Origin of the sequence: Sphingomonas sp. ID0503 (assembly GCF_048565625.1) — a bacterium.
Classification (GTDB): domain Bacteria; phylum Pseudomonadota; class Alphaproteobacteria; order Sphingomonadales; family Sphingomonadaceae; genus JBLZUR01.
On the sequence record NZ_JBLZUR010000002.1, the window covers coordinates 3,003,208 to 3,018,758 of the forward strand.

The window sequence follows — 15,551 nt, forward strand, 5'->3', positions numbered from 1 at the left end:
GTTGGGTGGGATAATCGACATGGCCGAGATCGCAGGCGGAACGGGTACGAGCGGCAATGACCTTCTTGTCGTGAATGCCTCGGCAGGGTTCGGGTCGATCGATGGAAAGGCCGGCGACGACACCCTCCGCCTCGATCTTTCCGGTGCCGCCGGCAACATCTACAACTTCAACAGCGGCGGCGTGATAGCCAACGACCTGCCCTCGAATGATCCCCTCTGGCTGAGCATCGGTCTGAGCGTAGAGCATCTGGATCTGAAAACCGGCGGCGGCAATGAAGACCTGTTCATGACCGCGACCGGCAACGACACCGTCTCGACCGGCGGTGGCGACGACGTGATCAACACGCGCGCGGGCAAGGCCGTGGTCAACGGCGGAACGGGCACCGATCGCTGGATCGCGGACTTCTCCACCGCGACCAGCAGCGCCAAGCTCGACCTCGCATTGGCGGGCAAGCAGTCGTTCCTCGGCGGTTCAGTGGTGAACATCGAAGCGATCGAACTGAAGCTTGGCTCCGGCAACGATCGCATCACCACGCTGGGCGGCAAGGTGGGACTCGGGATCGGCGACTGGATCGATGGCGGCGCTGGCAACGACACGATAAGCGTGGGTGGCGGTCTCGATACGATCTTCGGGGGAGCGGGCGACGATCTAGCGGTCGTCGACCTCTCACTGGAGGCGGGGGATTTCACCACCAGTCATAGCGGCGGCGTGATCAGCAACAACCTGGCGGGCGCGGGACAGCGCGGCGTGTTCCTCGGCGGCGTGGAGCATGTCAGCATCAAGACCGGCGGCGGGAACGACGCCTTCTTCCTTTTCGACGGGAACGATACCGTGTCAGCAGGTGCCGGGAACGACGTCATTGATACGCGCGCAGGCAAGGCCGTGGTGGATGGCGGCGCAGGTGTAGACCGGTGGATCGCCGACTTCTCCACGGCAACAAAGGCGGGCAAGCTGGATCTCAATTCGAACCGCACGCAGAGCTTCCTTGGCGGCACGGTTGTCCGCGTCGAAGCCGTCGAGCTTAAACTCGGCTCCGCGAACGACAGCATCCTGACGCTGACCGGCAAGGCCGGCCTTGGCGTGAACGACTATATCGATGGGGGCGCGGGCGACGACACGATCCGGGCGGGCGGCGGCCGGGATACCATTTCCGGAGGGCTGGGCAACGATCTCGCGATCGTCGACCTCTCACTCGAAGCCGGCGATTTCACGACCAGCCATAGCGGCGGGGTGATCAGCAACAACCTGGGCGGCGACGCGGATCGCGGCGTCTTCCTTGGCGGTATCGAGCGGGTCAACATCAAGACAGGCGGCGGCAACGACCAGCTGTTCCTGTTCGACGGCAGTGACACCGTCTCGACCGGGTCAGGCAACGACGTGTTCGACACGCGGACGGGCAAGGCTGTGGTCGACGGCGGTGCGGGGACCGACCAATGGGTCGCCGACCTTTCCGCCTTTCGCAGCGATGGCAGGCTGGATCTGACCTCCTCCACGAAGCAGAGCTTTCTTGGCGGCTCGGTTGTGAGGGTAGAGTCGGTCTCTCTGCAGCTCGGCTCCGGTGACGACCGCATCGTGACGCTGACCGGCAGCAAAGGCAGAGGGATCAACGACACCATCCACGGCGGCGCCGGCGACGACACCATCCAGGTCGGCGGCGGGCGCGATGTCGTGAACGGCGGCGAGGGTAAGGACACCCTCATCGTCGATTTCGCGTCGCAGGCAGGCGCCTTCACGACCGGCAACAGCGGAGGATGGGTTTCGAATGGCCTTGCCGGCAAGGAGCTGGCGGAGGTGTTCATCGGCGGGTTCGAACGGGTCTCGATGAAGTCGGGCAAGGGCGCGGACTATCTCTACGTCGCCAGCGGCAGCGATACGCTTGACGGTGGAGCGGGTGCGGACACGTTGTACGGGCGGGGCGGAAACGACCGGTACTATGTCGACAATGCCGGTGACGTGGTGAACGAATATGCGGACGAAGGAACGGATACGGTGTTCGCGTCCACCGGCTACACGCTGACGAACAATGTCGAGAACCTGACGCTTGCCGGCGGTCGCAAGATCAACGGCACCGGCAACGGTTTGAACAACGTCCTAACCGGCAATGGTGCGGCCAACCTGCTGAAGGGGCTGGACGGCAACGATACGCTTTCGGGTGGCGGCGGCAACGATCGCCTCGACGGCGGGGCGGGCGCGGATCGGATGACAGGCGGGCGCGGTGACGACACATACGTCGTCGATCATTCGCGGGATAAGGTCATCGAGACGTCGGGCCAGGGCACCGACACCGTTCTCGCCTCGGTCAGCTACTCGCTGGCCGGACAAAGCATCGAGCGCCTGACGCTCACCGGAGGCGCAGACATTTCCGCAACCGGCAACGGCGTCGGCAATGTGGTGATCGGCAATGGCGGCCGGAACACCCTGGTCGGTGGAGGCGGTGAGGACCGCCTCACCGGGGGCAAGGGCGCGGATACGTTCCGTTACGACGCGGTCAGCGACAGCAAGGCAAGCGCCGCCGATCGGATCACCGACTTCTCGTTGAAGGGGCAGGATCGCATCGACCTCAGCCGCATCGATGCGAGCACCAAGACGAAGGGCAACCAGAGCTTCGATTTCATCGGCAACGACGCGTTCCACAAGGAAGCGGGCGAGTTGCGGGTGATAACGAAGGGAGATCTGACGAGCATCTACGGGGACGTGAACGGTGACGGAAAGGCCGACTTCCGCATCGATCTCACCGGCAGGATCCAACTTGCGAGCGACGACTTCCTGCTCTGAAGGGCCGGAGGCCGACCAGACCACAGCCCTGGGAGCGAAGTCGATCGAGACTGTCGGCTCGCCATGAAACGTGACGGGGCGGACGCCGCTTCCGATCCGAAGTCAGTGCGTCGCCTTTGAGTACAGGTTGATTACCACCGTTCCGATCAGGATGAGCGCGATCCCGATCAAAGCCGGGAGGTCGAGCCGCTGCTTGTAGGCAAACAGCCCCACGACGGAGATCACCACGATGCCGATGCCGGACCATATGGCGTAGGCGACTCCCATGGGGATCGTGCGCAAGGCGACCGACAGGCAATAGAATGCACCGACATAGGCGAGGATCACGATCGTCGTGGGCAGCGGCCTCGAGAAGCCCTCGGCCGCCTTCAGCGCGGATGTGGCGATGATCTCGAGAGAGATGGCACCGCCAAGATACAACCAACTGTTCACGGGACGCCCTTCGATCCTTCCAGGATCGGTAGTCGAGGTCTTCGGTCCCGGCAAACGCAGATCTTCATGCAGGGTCGCAGTCTTCGGACGCGGCGGGTGCGCGGATAAGGGTGACTTGTTATAGCGAGCCATGACGTTCCTGCGTGCGCTGCTCCTCTCCCTTTGTCTCGCTCTCTCCTTTGCGCTGCCTGCCGCGGCGCAAGAGACGCATATTCGAGCCCGCCTTGTCGCGGAAAGCGAGCGCCCCGCACCGGGGCGGACGGTGATGCTTGCCTTCGAGATGTCGCCGGCTGCGGGCTGGCATGGATACTGGAAGAACCCGGGCGACTCAGGAGTCGAGACGCGCGCGGAATGGACGCTTCCGGAAGGCCTGACAGTCGGCGACATCGCCTATCCGGTGCCGCATAGATTGGTCGTCTCGGGCCTGATGAACTATGTCTACGAAGGACCGTACGCGCTGCTCGTGCCGCTGAAGGTGCCGGCGGGGATGTTCCCAGGGACCAGATTGCCGATCCGGGTAAAGCTCGATTGGCTGGCTTGCACGACCGAGGTCTGCGTGCCGGAAAGCGCCGTTCTTCCCCTCACCCTGGTGGTCGGAGACGGTGCGCCACGTGCCCGCGAAGCGTTCGATCGGTTCCGCGCCGCTCTGCCGCATCCGCTGGAAAGCGAGGGGCGCTTTGCCGTTGCGGGGGACAGGCTGCGGCTGGCGATCCCCTATCCTGCGGCGGGTGATGTGGAAGACGTCTACTTCTTTCCGCTTGTCGACGGTGCGCTGGACTATGCCGCGCCTCAGACAGTCGGACGGAGCGGCGACATGCTCGTCATCGAGACCAAGGCCGGGGCCGACGCCGGCGCGCTCGGTTCCATCGGAGGCGTCTTGCGGATCAACGAGGGCGACGGGCTGGCGGTCACCTTAAGGAAAGGAACCGTACCCGCCGCCGCTGTCCCGATCACCCCCGATGAGCCGGGGGACGGCGGCACGTTGTTGCTGGCGTTCGGCGGAGCGGTGCTCGGCGGGCTGATCCTCAACATCATGCCCTGCGTCTTTCCGATCCTGAGCCTGAAGGCCTTAAGCCTCGCCCGCTCCGGTGGGACCGAGGCCCAGGCACGCCGTGAAGCTCTCGCCTATACCGCGGGCGTCGTGCTGGTCTGCGCAGGTCTCGGGGCGGCCCTGCTGGTGCTGCGCGCGGCTGGCGCGGGCGCGGGCTGGGCATTCCAGCTGCAGGATCCGCGCGTGATCCTGATCCTCTTTCTGCTCGTCACCGTAATCGGATTCAACCTGGCCGGGCTGTTCGAGCTCGGCAGCCTTGCCGTTGGCGATCGGCTGACGCGGAGCGGCGGCTCGGCCGGCGCATTCTGGACGGGCGCGCTTGCCGCCTTCATCGCCACGCCGTGCACCGGACCGTTCATGGGCGCGGCTTTGGGCGCGGCGGTGCTGCTGCCCGGATGGGCGGCGATCGCGGTGTTCGTCGGCCTTGGGCTTGGACTGGGGCTTCCTTTTCTCATGCTCGGCTTCATCCCGGCTTTGCGACGCATGCTGCCGAGGCCGGGTGCGTGGATGGACGTCTTGCGGCGGATCCTCTCCCTTCCGATGTTCGTCACGGCCTTGGGCCTGGCCTGGGTGCTGGGCCGCCAAGCGGGGGTGAACGCGATGGTGACGGGATTGTTTGCGGCGCTTCTGCTTGCGGCAGCGCTCTGGTGGGTGGGCGTGCGCCAAGCGAGTGGCAAGCCCGCCGCCTGGGCACCGCTGCTCCCGGCGCTTGCGCTCGCCCTGGTGATCACCGCCGCCTTGCCGCGCGACGCGGCCGGAGCGGCGCCTGCCTCTGCCGGCGTGCTGAAGGCGGAGCCTTTCAGCGAGACGCGCCTTGCCGCCTTGCGGAAGGAGGGTCGCCCGGTCTTCGCTTACTTCACTGCAGATTGGTGCCTGAGCTGCAAGGTCAACGAGAAGGTGGCACTGGAGCGGGAGGAGGTCGCCAAGGCCTTCGCGGCGAAGAAGGTGGCTGTTCTGGTCGGCGACTGGACACGGGGTGACGCGGCGATCGGGCGTTTCCTGGCCGCGAACGGGCGGTCGGGAGTGCCGTTGTACCTGTACTATCCGCCGGGCAAGGCGGGGCAGGCCTTGCCGCAGGTGCTGACGCCATCGATGCTGACGGCGCTCTGATCGGCGCGAGACCTGTACCAACCGGCTGGGTTAAGCTGCTGATCTGACGACTGCCGCCGCGACGGAACTCACCTTTATCGCGGTCGATCGGCCGCGATGGAAGCGCTGCCGAAGCTGCGTGATAGCAGGACCTCCACCAACCTGAACCATGGTCGGTTACCAGACATAAAAAAGGGGAGAGCTTTCGCCCTCCCCCAGAGTCTGTCGATGCTTGCCTTGTTTAGAAACGCAGCGTCGCGTTCACGAAGAAGCTGCGACCCAGCACGTCGTAGACGTTCGGGTAGGTGTTGGACTGCTCACCGTTGCCGCCGTTCTGCGCGGAGGCCATCAGCGGCGGCTTCTTGTCGAACACGTTGTTCATGCCGCCCGAGAGGGTGAAGTTGTCGTTGGCTTCGAACGACGCCGCGAGATCGAAGTAGTTCTTCGCCTTACGCTTCTCCGACCAGTAGTCGATCGAGTCATCGTCGTCGCGCACCTTGCCGATGTAGCGCCACGTACCTTGGAGGGTGATCGCATCCATGGTGAAGCCGATCTTGCCCACATGCTTCCACTTCGGCGTCGGCTGACCGCAGTTGTTGCCGAAGCGACCGGCACACTCGTTGACGATCGGAATGCCGACGATCGGCGTGAAGTCATACTTCAGCAGACGGCTGCCGTTGAACGAGAAGAACACCTTGCTCTCCTCCGCACCGAACAGGCCGAAGTTCAGCGGCACGTTGTAGGAAACGCCCACGTCGATGCCGTTGGTCTTCAGACCGCCCGAGTTGAGGGAGGTGTCCAAGATCGAGTCGACCAGACCATCGGGAGTACGACCGATGCCGCCGCAATACTCCTGCAGGCCAGCATCGAAGCATGCCGCAAAGAGGTTGGCCTGACCCAGACGCGAGATGTAGCCGTCGATCTTGATGTTATAGTAGTCGACGGTCGCGCTGAACCGCGGGATGAAGCTGGGCGAGAGCACGGCGCCGACCGTCCAGGTCTTCGACTTCTCTTCGCGCAGGTTCTGATTGCCACGGATCGTCGTCGGCGGATTCACCAGATCCGGGTTGTTGAGGAGTTCGTTGCCAAGCTGAGCCAGGGGCACACCGTTGGCGAGACACTGATCACGCAGAGTGCCTGCGGCCGTTGCAGCGGCCGTACCGCACGGATCCGACGCGCCATCGAAGCTGACGGTCTGACCCAGGAAAAGCTCGTTCACGCTCGGCCCGCGGATCGCACGCTGGTACTGACCCCGGAACCCAATACCCTGAACCGGCTCCCACTGGCCGCCGGCGGCCCAGGTGAACACGTTGCCGACCGCATTCGAATAGTTCGAATAACGTGCCGCGCCGTTCAGTTCGAGGAGGTGAGCGAAGGGCTGATCCCGCAGAAGCGGAACGTTCACTTCGCCGAAGAACTCCAGAACGTCGTAGCTGCCGCCGGTCGGCGCGCCTGGGTTGAAGCCCGCGACGTTGCCCGAGGAAAGGTTCTGGTCAGGATCGGTGCGACCGCTCTCCTTGCGCCACTCCACACCGAGGGAGACGCCGACGCCGCCGGCGCCCAGATCGAACAGTTCCGAGTTGGTGATCGCGAAGCTCGCGACCTGGGTCGTGTACTCCTCGATGTTGGTCGCACCGAGCGCCAGGAAGTTCGCCTGATCAGACGTCAGGTTGCCGATGCCGAACAGGTTCGTCGGCACGCAGCCCGCGGCGCCGCTGGCGCAGACAAGGTCCCCACCGTTGGGCAACCCGCTGATATCGCCGGTGACCGGATCACGGAAACCCGTCGAAACGCCATTCAGGAAGTTCGTCAGGTTCACGTTGCCCGTCTGGCGCTGCGTATTCTTGGTCCGGGCATACATGTAGTAGCCGTCATAGTTCCAGCCGGACCCGATATCGCCCGACATACCGCCCAACAGGCGGAAGGCGTTACGCTCGTCCTGCTGACGACGCGGGCCGACGCCGACCGTGCGGAAACCGTAGGAGCTCACCGGAACGTAGCCGTCGCCATCCGCGTCCAGCCCAGCCAGGAACGACTGCGTGTCAGCGTTGAAGAACGGCGAGTAGACGTGAAGGTTGAACGCGCCGAGCGCGCGCTGGTTCGCGCCCGTGCCGAACGGCGTGCTGTTGCCGATCGGCGTGGCGGCCAGAACGCCGGTTACGCGGTTGTTGATGAACTGGCCCTCCAAATAGGGCTTGAACGCCGACGAGATCTCGTACTGCGCACGGGTGCTGATCAGGAAGCGCTCCTGCGGCACCTGCAGGTAATTGACGGGCGCGTAGTTGTACGCATCCGTCGGACCATAGGGGCTGATGCTACCGTCGGAACCGAAGTTGTAGTTGGCGCCGTTCAGGAACACGCGGCCCTGCGGGACCGAGCCCGAGCCGCCGAAGAACACGCCGCCCTCGCCGTCCTCCTGGAGGGCGTTGCGCGCGAACTTACGCGACTGGGCGAAGGTGCCGCGACGCTTGGTGTAGCCGACATGAGTGGTGACGTTGCCGCGATTGTCGGCGAAGTTCGCGCCGATGGTGCCGTTCACGTCCCAGTACTGGCTGTCGCCACGATCGGTGAGGCCATACTGGCTGTTCAGCTCCACACCCTCGAAGTCGTTCTTCAGAACGAAGTTCACGACGCCCGCGATCGCGTCCGAACCGTAGACGGCGGAACGACCGCCGGTCAGCACTTCGACGCGGTCGACGAGCGCGGACGGGATCGTGTTGAGGTCGACCACCTGCGAGGTGTCGAACGACACGTAACGGCGACCGTTTACGAGGACCAGGGTACGCTGCGTACCGAGGTTGCGCAGGTTGACTGTCGCGATGCCGCCACCCGGGTTGTTGTCAGTGCCGCTGGTCGAACCGGTGACCTGCGGGAGATCGTTCAGGACGTTCTCGATGTTCGCGGAGGCCGCCTGCAGGCGAATGTCCTGCTGGCTGACGACGGCGATCGGGCTTGCGCTTTCCAGATCCGGGCGGGCAATGCGCGAACCGGTGACGACAATGGCCTCGACTTCGTCGCCTGCGGTGTCCGCCGTCTGCGCCTGAGCCGGAGAGCCGAGTGCGATGCAGATCGCGAGCGGCGCAGCGCCGCCGAGGAAAATGCGACTACGCGTTTTCAAGTTAGTCTTCACGATAAGTCCCTTTTCGGAAATGGCTCTCGAGGCCAGTGTCCCACCCTCCCGGGCTTCGGTCGCGTTGCGCCTTAATGCACCGTTCAGGTATGCATAGGGGATGCACCATGCCTTACAGCGCTGTAAAGCTGGGGTTCATCAGGGAGCGATCTTGTTCGCCCCCTGTCACCAAAAGGCAACACGCGTGACCTTGAACCGCACCACAACGCCCACTTCCCTCTTCATCGCCGGCATCATCGTGGCAACCGGCGTCAGCGCGGCGCCGGCGCGTGCGCAAGGTTCGGGCGGCACACCCCCCGTCGCGCAGGCACTATTCGAGTGCCGAGGCATCGCCGATGATGCGGCGCGACTCCGCTGCTTCGACGAGGCCGCCGGCCGAATGGCCGAGGCCGAGAAGAAGAAGGACTTGGTGATGGTCGATCGCAGCCAAATCAGGGAGGCGCGCAGATCCCTGTTCGGACTGACACTTCCCGACCTGAAGATATTCGGCGGCGGGGAGAAAGACGAAAAGGAGGAGGGCGTCAGCGAACTGACCGCAACGGTGCGATCGGCCCAGCTCGGCTCGGACGGCAAGTGGCTCATCATTCTGGAAGATGGCGCCAGATGGAAGCAGACCGATGGCAAGCAACTCGCCGGAGATCCCCGTCCGGGCTCGACCATCCGGATCCGGAAGGCGGCGATGGGCAGCTATCTGGCCAACGTCGGGAAGCAGACCGCGATACGCGTTCGCCGGATGAACTAGACGGCGTTGGCGACGCGAATGACGGTCAGCCGAGGCGATAAGGCGTAAAGGACAGGGATACGATGAGGCGCCGCGCGGAACCCTGGAAGCGGCGCATGTCGACTCTCACCCAAGCCGGCAGCAACAGCAGCTTGCCGCTCGCCGGCCGCAGCACGGCTTCCTCAGCATAGCTTCTCGGCTGCGCTCCAAGACGCGTGCGCAGCCGCAGTTCGGCCGTTTCCATGAGCGGAACCGGCGAGCGGGGATCGAGCACCGCGAACTCGCCACCAGCGGAGGGGTCGAGTGCCCCCGCATAGCCATTCGCCACGGTATACAAGCCGCTCCAGAATGCGCTCGGTTCCATTCGAAAGGTCAGCTGCTCCCCCGGGTCGGCCAGATGGGCAGTCGCCTTGACCCGCCAGTGTACGGATGCAGCGACTTCGCCCGACGCGGTTCGCGTCAAGGATCTGACGCGTGCCAGCGCATCCTGAATCAGCTGCGTCGCGGGTTCGCCACCCCAGGTCTCGAACGATGTCTCGCTCCACCCTTCTCCAGCCACTCGGCGAGATAAGGATCGTTTCCACCGTTCTTCGATAACGGCCCTGAGCGCCGGCTGCACGGCAATCTCGTCAACGATCAGCGGCGTGGAGAACAGCAGGGTGACATCGGGTTCGGCAGACGTGATCACGGTGCGCGCTCCGTCACCACCATGTTGATCGCGATCGAGACGCGTTGGCCGGATCCGGCATATGGCCGGACGGAGTGGCCGAGGAACGAAGGGAAGGCGATCAGCAGGCCACTATAGGGCCGCACCCATGTTTCCTGCTCCTCCACACTGCCGTCTGCCTGGGCATGGCGCAGCTCCGGCATGCGCATGCGCAGATAGGGCATTCGGGGGTCGACGAAGACCAGTTCACCTCCGAGCGCACGGTCCTGAGAGCCGCCATAACCATCGTCCACATAATAGACGAGCGACAGGAAGGAGCCGGGATGCCAGTGGGTTTGGTTGGAGTGGCCGGGTTCGTTGATGTTCGCCCACATCTCGGGTTGCCACGCGAGCCTGCCGTCCGTGCGATCGAGGCCTGAAATCACGCGCCGGCACAAGGCACCGGCATGGTCGAGGAGCGTGCGCGCCGCCTCTCCGCCCCAGTCCATCATGCCCTTGTCGGACTGCCAGCCGCCGAGATTGGATAGCGCGACGCTCTGGCGATCGTGACGGCGGGCGAGGATCGCGGTTTGGAGCGCGCGCCCCAGGGTAGCGGCATCGGGCACAGGCATCGTGTAGACCGGCGTAGGGAAAAGAGCCGCGAACTGCCTCATTTCGCCATGGGCGGCACCAGCCGCTCCGGGTCCACCCGCTGGTCCTGCCACATCATCGCCCAGTGGAGGTGCGGACCGGTGGCGCGGCCGGTCATGCCGATCGCGCCGACGGGCTGGCCCTGGCGGACGCGGTCCCCCGGCTTCACGTCGATGCGCGACAGATGGAGGAAGGCGGAGTTCAGGCCCATGCCGTGGTCGATGATGAGGAGGTTGCCCTCCAGCGTGAAGGGTGATGCGGCGGCGAGGACGACGACGCCGTCGGCAGGAGCCGCGACCGGGGTGCCGCTCGGGCGGGCGATGTCGACGCCGGAATGGGGCGCCCCCGGCTCCCCAGCGTAGATGCGCTGGGAGCCGTAGACACCGCTGATGCGGCCGGTGGCGGGCCAGACGAAGCGTTGACGCCAGCCTTCGACGTCCGAGCGCTTGGCGCGGGCGGCGGCGATCTGTTCGAGTTCCACCTTGCGACGGGCGAGGAACTCGGGCGTGGGGGTGGTGCCCTTGGCGAGCGTCGGCAGCGACTGGATGTCCCAGCTGCGCGCCGCGACCGACACGTCGAGCGCGACCGAGCGGCCATCGCGCGCCCGCCCCTCGAGCCGCGCGGCGGCGGGCGCGTCACGGCCGAAGCCGATCATGAAGCGGCCATCCGGTGCGATCGGCACCGACCTGCCGTCGAGCGTGAGGCTGACGACACCGGCGGGTGCCTGACCGAGGATCAGGGCACCCTGCGCGGGCGTGCCGTCCAGCCGGAACGTACCGAGTGGCTCTACTGCCAGGGCGACGGGATCGACAGAAGCCGGCTTGGGGGGCGCAGCCGGCTGTGCGGCGCAGGCACCGAGCGACAGCGCCGCCGCCAGACCGCAAGCCGCCCTCACTGGCGCGGGTTGGCCTTGGTCGCGATCTCGGCGGAGGCATAGGCCTCCTGCTTGGCGGCGTTCCAGTAGCGGAGTTCGTCCAAGGGGATCGCCTCGCCCGTTACTGCGCAGAGGACGTGGTCGCCGGGGCTGAGCATGCGGAAGCTGCCGCTGAGATAGTGGAGGCGGGCCAGGCGGCCCTTGGAGAAGTTCAGCATCGGATTCGTCCTGTCAGAGCAGCCGCGGCTGCTCGGCCTTGGGGTCGACATATGGCCTGGTGCCGGGCTTCTCAACCCGCGCGTCGACCATGCCGTCGGCGAAGTGAAGCGTAAAGGCGACGGCACTCCGCGCTGCATCCGCCGTCATCAGCGTCGCCTTGCCGTCGCGCGTACCGACGCGGGCATAGCCGCGTTCGAGCGGCTTGTCGGGGTGAAGCTGGCTGGCGAGACGCCAGAGACCGGCCAGCCGGGCGCGATCGTCGGTGATGCGGCGGAGGAGGCGATCGGGGCGGAGCCGGGCATGATCGAGGCGAAGGCGGCACTGAAGGACACGGTTGGCGAGCAGGCGCGGGCGGAGTGCTGCCGAGGCCTCGGCAAGGTCGCGGCGACCCTCGGCAAGGCGGTGCCGGAGTGCGCGGGGGAGCCGGTCGGCAAGGTCGTCAAGCCGCTGGCGTTGCGGCGCGAGGACCGAATCCGGCGTCGGCAGGCGCGCGGCGATCTGGTCGAGGCGTTCGCGGCTGCGTTCGCGGGCGCGGTTGGTGCAGCGCGCGGTGCGGAGCGCCAGGCTATTGATATTGGCGAGGAGTTCGGCGCGGACCGGCACGGCGATCTCGGCGGCGGCAGTCGGCGTCGGGGCGCGCAGGTCGGCCGCGAAGTCGCAGAGCGAGGTGTCGGTTTCGTGGCCGACGGCGGAGATCACCGGGATGCCCGAGCCGGCGACGGCGCGGACCACGACCTCCTCGTTGAAGGCCCAGAGATCCTCGATCGAGCCGCCGCCGCGCGCGACGATCAGGAGGTCGGGGCGTGGCACCGGGCCGGTCCCGTCGAGACGATTGAAGCCGTTCACCGCCGCCGCGACCTGCGCCGCCGCCGTGTCGCCCTGCACCTGGACCGGCCAGACGATCACATGGGTGGGGCAGCGATCGGCGAGACGATGGAGGATGTCGCGGATCACCGCGCCGGTGGGAGAGGTGACGACTCCGATGACGCGCGGCAGGAACGGCAGCGGCCGCTTGCGCGCCTGATCGAACAGCCCCTCGGCCGCAAGCGCGCGGCGGCGCTGGTCGAGGAGCTGCATCAGGGCGCCGGCGCCCGCGATCTCCATGCGATCGATGACGATCTGGTACTTCGACCGCCCGGGATAGGTGGTGAGCTTGCCGGTCGCGACGACCTCGATCCCATCCTCGGGCCGGAAGCGCAGGGCGGAGGCCGCCCCCTTCCAGACCACGCCGTCGATCACCGCCGCCTCATCCTTCAGGCAGAGATAGCAATGGCCGGACGCGGCGCGCTTGAACCCGGAAATCTCCCCCCTCACCCGGACATGGCCGAAGCGGTCCTCCACCGTCCGCTTGAGCGCGCCCGAAAGCTCGGAAACGGACAAGGGCGGTGCGTTGTCGCCGGGGGCGACCTCGGCTAACAGCCGCGCTTCTGCGGGTGGAGTCGAAGACAAATGAACGTCCTGCTGCTGGGTTCGGGCGGCCGTGAACATGCGCTCGCCTGGCGCCTGGTGCAATCGCCGGGGCTGACGCGCCTCTTCGCCGCCCCCGGCAATCCGGGCATCGCAGCCGAGGGCGCAAGCTGCCTCAACCTCGACGTGACCGACCATAATGCGGTGCTGTCGTTCTGCGGCGGCAAGCAGATCAAGCTGGTGGTGATCGGCCCGGAAGCGCCGCTGGTCGACGGGCTCGCCGACACGCTGCGCGAGGGCGGCATCGCGGTTTTCGGACCCGATCGGGCAGCGGCGCAGCTGGAGGGATCGAAGGGCTTCACCAAGGACCTGTGCGCGCGGCATGGCATTCCGACCGCACCCTATAAGCGGTTCGCATCGGAGGCGGAGGCGCTGGCGGGGCTCACCTCATTCTCGCTGCCGGTCGTCATCAAGGCGGACGGGCTGGCGGCAGGCAAGGGCGTCATCATCGCCGGCACGGTGACCGAGGCCGAGGAGGCGATCCGCGACATGTTCGGCGGCGGCTTCGGCGCGGCGGGGGCCGAGGTGGTGATCGAAAGCTTCCTGACCGGTGAGGAAGCGAGCTTCTTCGCGATCACAGACGGACGGACGGTGGTGCCGTTCGGATCGGCGCAGGACCATAAGCGGGTCGGCGACGGCGACACCGGGCCGAATACCGGCGGCATGGGTGCCTATTCCCCCGCTCCGGTGCTGACGCCCGAGCTGGAGGCGCGGGTGATGGCCGAGATCGTCCAGCCGACGGTGCAGGCGATGCGCGACGAGGGGATGCCCTATTCGGGCGTGCTCTACGCCGGGTTGATGCTGACGGCGCGCGGGCCGATGCTGATCGAGTACAATGCGCGGTTCGGCGATCCGGAGTGCCAGGTGCTGATGACGCGCTTCACCGGCGACCTGCTGGAGCTGATGCTCGCCACGGCGGAGGGGCGTCTGAAGGGAGCGGCCAAGCCGGCATTCTCGGAGGATTATGCGCTGACCGTGGTGATGGCGGCGAACGGCTATCCGGCGGTGCCGGAGCGCGGCGGGACGATCGAGGGGATCGACCGGGCCGAGGCGACCGGGGCCAAGGTCTTCCATGCCGGAACGGCAAGGAACGGCAAGCTGACCGCCAATGGCGGGCGGGTCCTGAACGTCACGGCGCGGGGTGCGAGCGTGACCGAGGCGCAGGCGGCGGCCTATGCGGCGGTCGACCGGATCGACTTTCCCAGCGGGTTCTGTCGGCGCGACATCGGCTGGCGCGAGGTGGCGCGGGAGGCAGAGGAGTAGGGCGCGAGCGTCGGCTACGCCGCCCCTCCACCACCGCCTTCGGCGGCGGTCCCCCTCCCCATCTGCGATGGGAGGATGAGAGAAGAAGGAACTCGCCGGTCGTTCCGGCGTCATCATGGTTGAAGTGTTCGGAGACGTTGAGTTGGACAATACCCTGCTGATCGCCGTCATCGCGATCGTCGTGCTCGCCTTGGTGGTCTTCCTGTTCGTGCGGCGGAAGCCGGGAACGCGAGTGGATGCCCCCGAGACGCATGAGAGCACCGTCGGCCAGGGTGGCGCGATCGCGATCGAGGATGTCGCGGGCGAGTTCCTGGGCGTGGACGTCACGCCGGAGCTGAAGGTCGTCGAGGAAGGCGAGCCGGACGACCTGACCGTTCTCAAGGGCCTGGGGCCCAAGGCGGCGGCGCGGCTCAACGCGCTGGGCATCACCCGCTATTCGCAGCTGGCGGCGCTGAGCGGCAGCGATCTCGACGTGCTCGACGCCAAGATGGAGACGTTCAAGGGCCGGCTGGTGCGCGACCGCTGGGTCGAGCAGGCCGGGCACCTCGCCTCGGGTGATCGCGTGGGGTTCGAGGAGAAGTTCGGGAAGCTGGGTTGAGGCTCCGTCCCGTCCGTCCTGAGTAGCCTCTGCTCAGCACGGACGGGATCGGTTTATTACGCCGTCGCCGCAGCCTTCAGCCGCGCCGCGTAGCTCTTCCTGAACTTCTGCAGCTTGGGCGCGACGACGGCCATGCAGTAGCCGTTCTTGGAGCCTTCGCGGGCGAAGTATTCCTGATGGTAGTCCTCGGCCGGATACCATTCGCCGAGCGCCTCGATGGTGGTAACGATCGGCTTGTCGGTTTCCTCCTGCGCGCGGGCGATGGCGGCGCGGGCCTCTTCATCCTGCTCCAGGTCATGCGGGAAGATCGCCGAGCGGTACTGCGTGCCGACGTCGTTGCCCTGGCGGTTCAGCTGGGTGCCGTCATGGACATGGAAGAAGATGTCGAGCAGGTCGCCATAGGAGATGACCTCCGGATCGAAGCCGATGCGGATCGCCTCGGCATGGCCTGTGCGACCGGAGCAGACCTGTTCGTAGGTGGGGTTCGGCACCGTGCCGCCGATATAGCCGCTTTCGACCGTGTTCACGCCGGTGACATCGTCGAACACCGCCTCGACACACCAGAAGCAGCCGCCGGCGAGGGTTGCGAATTGCTCGGGCACTGAGGGTCCTTTCGATTGGGTTGAGCGGGATA

General features: G+C 66.2%; 13 protein-coding genes. 5 read left to right on the top strand and 8 right to left on the bottom strand.

From position 1 onward, the window contains the following. The first annotated feature begins 19 nt into the window (after positions 1–19). On the top strand, positions 20–2,776 hold the full coding sequence (locus ACM608_RS15700) for a M10 family metallopeptidase C-terminal domain-containing protein (RefSeq protein WP_419684441.1): 2,757 nt from the start codon (positions 20–22) through the stop codon (positions 2,774–2,776). A 102-nt stretch (positions 2,777–2,878) separates the two neighbouring features. Here the strand turns inward: ACM608_RS15700 and ACM608_RS15705 are convergent, their stop codons facing one another. Further along, on the bottom strand, positions 2,879–3,340 hold the full coding sequence (locus tag ACM608_RS15705; RefSeq protein ID WP_419684443.1) for a DMT family transporter: 462 nt from the start codon (positions 3,338–3,340) through the stop codon (positions 2,879–2,881). Here ACM608_RS15705 and ACM608_RS15710 point away from each other — a divergent pair. Continuing rightward, complete coding sequence (locus ACM608_RS15710; RefSeq protein WP_419684444.1) at positions 3,339–5,369, top strand: protein-disulfide reductase DsbD family protein; 2,031 nt, start codon at positions 3,339–3,341, stop codon at positions 5,367–5,369. The two genes, ACM608_RS15705 and ACM608_RS15710, sit on opposite strands and share 2 nt — an antisense overlap. Positions 5,370–5,589: 220 nt before the next feature. Here the strand turns inward: ACM608_RS15710 and ACM608_RS15715 are convergent, their stop codons facing one another. After that, entirely contained in the window at positions 5,590–8,466 is a 2,877-nt protein-coding gene (locus ACM608_RS15715) for a TonB-dependent receptor domain-containing protein (RefSeq protein ID WP_419684445.1), read from the bottom strand. Between the two features lie 196 nt (positions 8,467–8,662). Here ACM608_RS15715 and ACM608_RS15720 point away from each other — a divergent pair, with 196 nt between their 5' ends. Next, entirely contained in the window at positions 8,663–9,220 is a 558-nt protein-coding gene (locus tag ACM608_RS15720; protein WP_419684446.1) for a hypothetical protein, read from the top strand. Between the two features lie 25 nt (positions 9,221–9,245). Here the strand turns inward: ACM608_RS15720 and ACM608_RS15725 are convergent, their stop codons facing one another. The 5 genes from ACM608_RS15725 to xseA are packed head-to-tail and all read right to left on the bottom strand — an operon-like array spanning position 9,246 to position 13,038. Then, positions 9,246–9,887 carry a hypothetical protein gene (locus ACM608_RS15725; protein WP_419684447.1) on the bottom strand — a complete coding sequence of 214 codons (642 nt, stop codon included), beginning with the start codon at positions 9,885–9,887 and terminating at the stop codon, positions 9,246–9,248. Next, complete coding sequence (locus ACM608_RS15730) at positions 9,884–10,519, bottom strand: TIGR02466 family protein (protein WP_419684448.1); 636 nt, start codon at positions 10,517–10,519, stop codon at positions 9,884–9,886. The genes ACM608_RS15725 and ACM608_RS15730 overlap by 4 nt, the downstream gene beginning before the upstream one ends. Beyond that, a complete protein-coding gene (locus tag ACM608_RS15735) occupies positions 10,516–11,391 on the bottom strand; it encodes a M23 family metallopeptidase (protein ID WP_419684449.1) in 876 nt (291 codons plus the stop codon). Before ACM608_RS15735 ends, ACM608_RS15730 begins: the two co-directional genes overlap by 4 nt. After that, complete coding sequence (locus ACM608_RS15740; RefSeq protein WP_419684450.1) at positions 11,388–11,588, bottom strand: DUF2093 domain-containing protein; 201 nt, start codon at positions 11,586–11,588, stop codon at positions 11,388–11,390. Before ACM608_RS15740 ends, ACM608_RS15735 begins: the two co-directional genes overlap by 4 nt. A gap of 13 nt (positions 11,589–11,601) precedes the next feature. Continuing rightward, positions 11,602–13,038 (bottom strand): exodeoxyribonuclease VII large subunit, encoded by a 1,437-nt coding sequence (gene xseA, locus ACM608_RS15745; RefSeq protein WP_419684451.1) that lies wholly within the window; start codon positions 13,036–13,038, stop codon positions 11,602–11,604. Here xseA and purD point away from each other — a divergent pair, their 5' ends adjacent. Both purD and ACM608_RS15755 read left to right on the top strand, forming a co-directional pair. Next, the gene (gene purD, locus ACM608_RS15750) at positions 13,039–14,319 is read left to right on the top strand and encodes a phosphoribosylamine--glycine ligase (protein ID WP_419684452.1); all 1,281 of its coding nucleotides are present in this window, start codon (positions 13,039–13,041) and stop codon (positions 14,317–14,319) included. 115 nt (positions 14,320–14,434) lie between these two features. After that, the gene (locus tag ACM608_RS15755) at positions 14,435–14,917 is read left to right on the top strand and encodes a hypothetical protein (RefSeq protein ID WP_419684454.1); all 483 of its coding nucleotides are present in this window, start codon (positions 14,435–14,437) and stop codon (positions 14,915–14,917) included. Between the two features lie 56 nt (positions 14,918–14,973). Here ACM608_RS15755 and msrA read toward each other — a convergent pair whose 3' ends face one another. Next, complete coding sequence (msrA, locus tag ACM608_RS15760) at positions 14,974–15,519, bottom strand: peptide-methionine (S)-S-oxide reductase MsrA (RefSeq protein ID WP_419684455.1); 546 nt, start codon at positions 15,517–15,519, stop codon at positions 14,974–14,976. Between the last annotated feature and the right edge of the window lie 32 nt (positions 15,520–15,551).

Coding starts and splice junctions, on each gene's coding strand:
- ACM608_RS15710 (WP_419684444.1), top strand. CDS start 3,339: ATGACGTTCCTGCGTGCGCTGCTCCTCTCCCTTTGTCTCGCTCTCTCC.
- purD (WP_419684452.1), top strand. CDS start 13,039: ATGAACGTCCTGCTGCTGGGTTCGGGCGGCCGTGAACATGCGCTCGCC.
- ACM608_RS15705 (WP_419684443.1), bottom strand. CDS start 3,340: ATGGCTCGCTATAACAAGTCACCCTTATCCGCGCACCCGCCGCGTCCG.
- ACM608_RS15755 (WP_419684454.1), top strand. CDS start 14,435: ATGGTTGAAGTGTTCGGAGACGTTGAGTTGGACAATACCCTGCTGATC.
- ACM608_RS15730 (WP_419684448.1), bottom strand. CDS start 10,519: ATGAGGCAGTTCGCGGCTCTTTTCCCTACGCCGGTCTACACGATGCCT.
- ACM608_RS15700 (WP_419684441.1), top strand. CDS start 20: ATGGCCGAGATCGCAGGCGGAACGGGTACGAGCGGCAATGACCTTCTT.
- ACM608_RS15740 (WP_419684450.1), bottom strand. CDS start 11,588: ATGCTGAACTTCTCCAAGGGCCGCCTGGCCCGCCTCCACTATCTCAGC.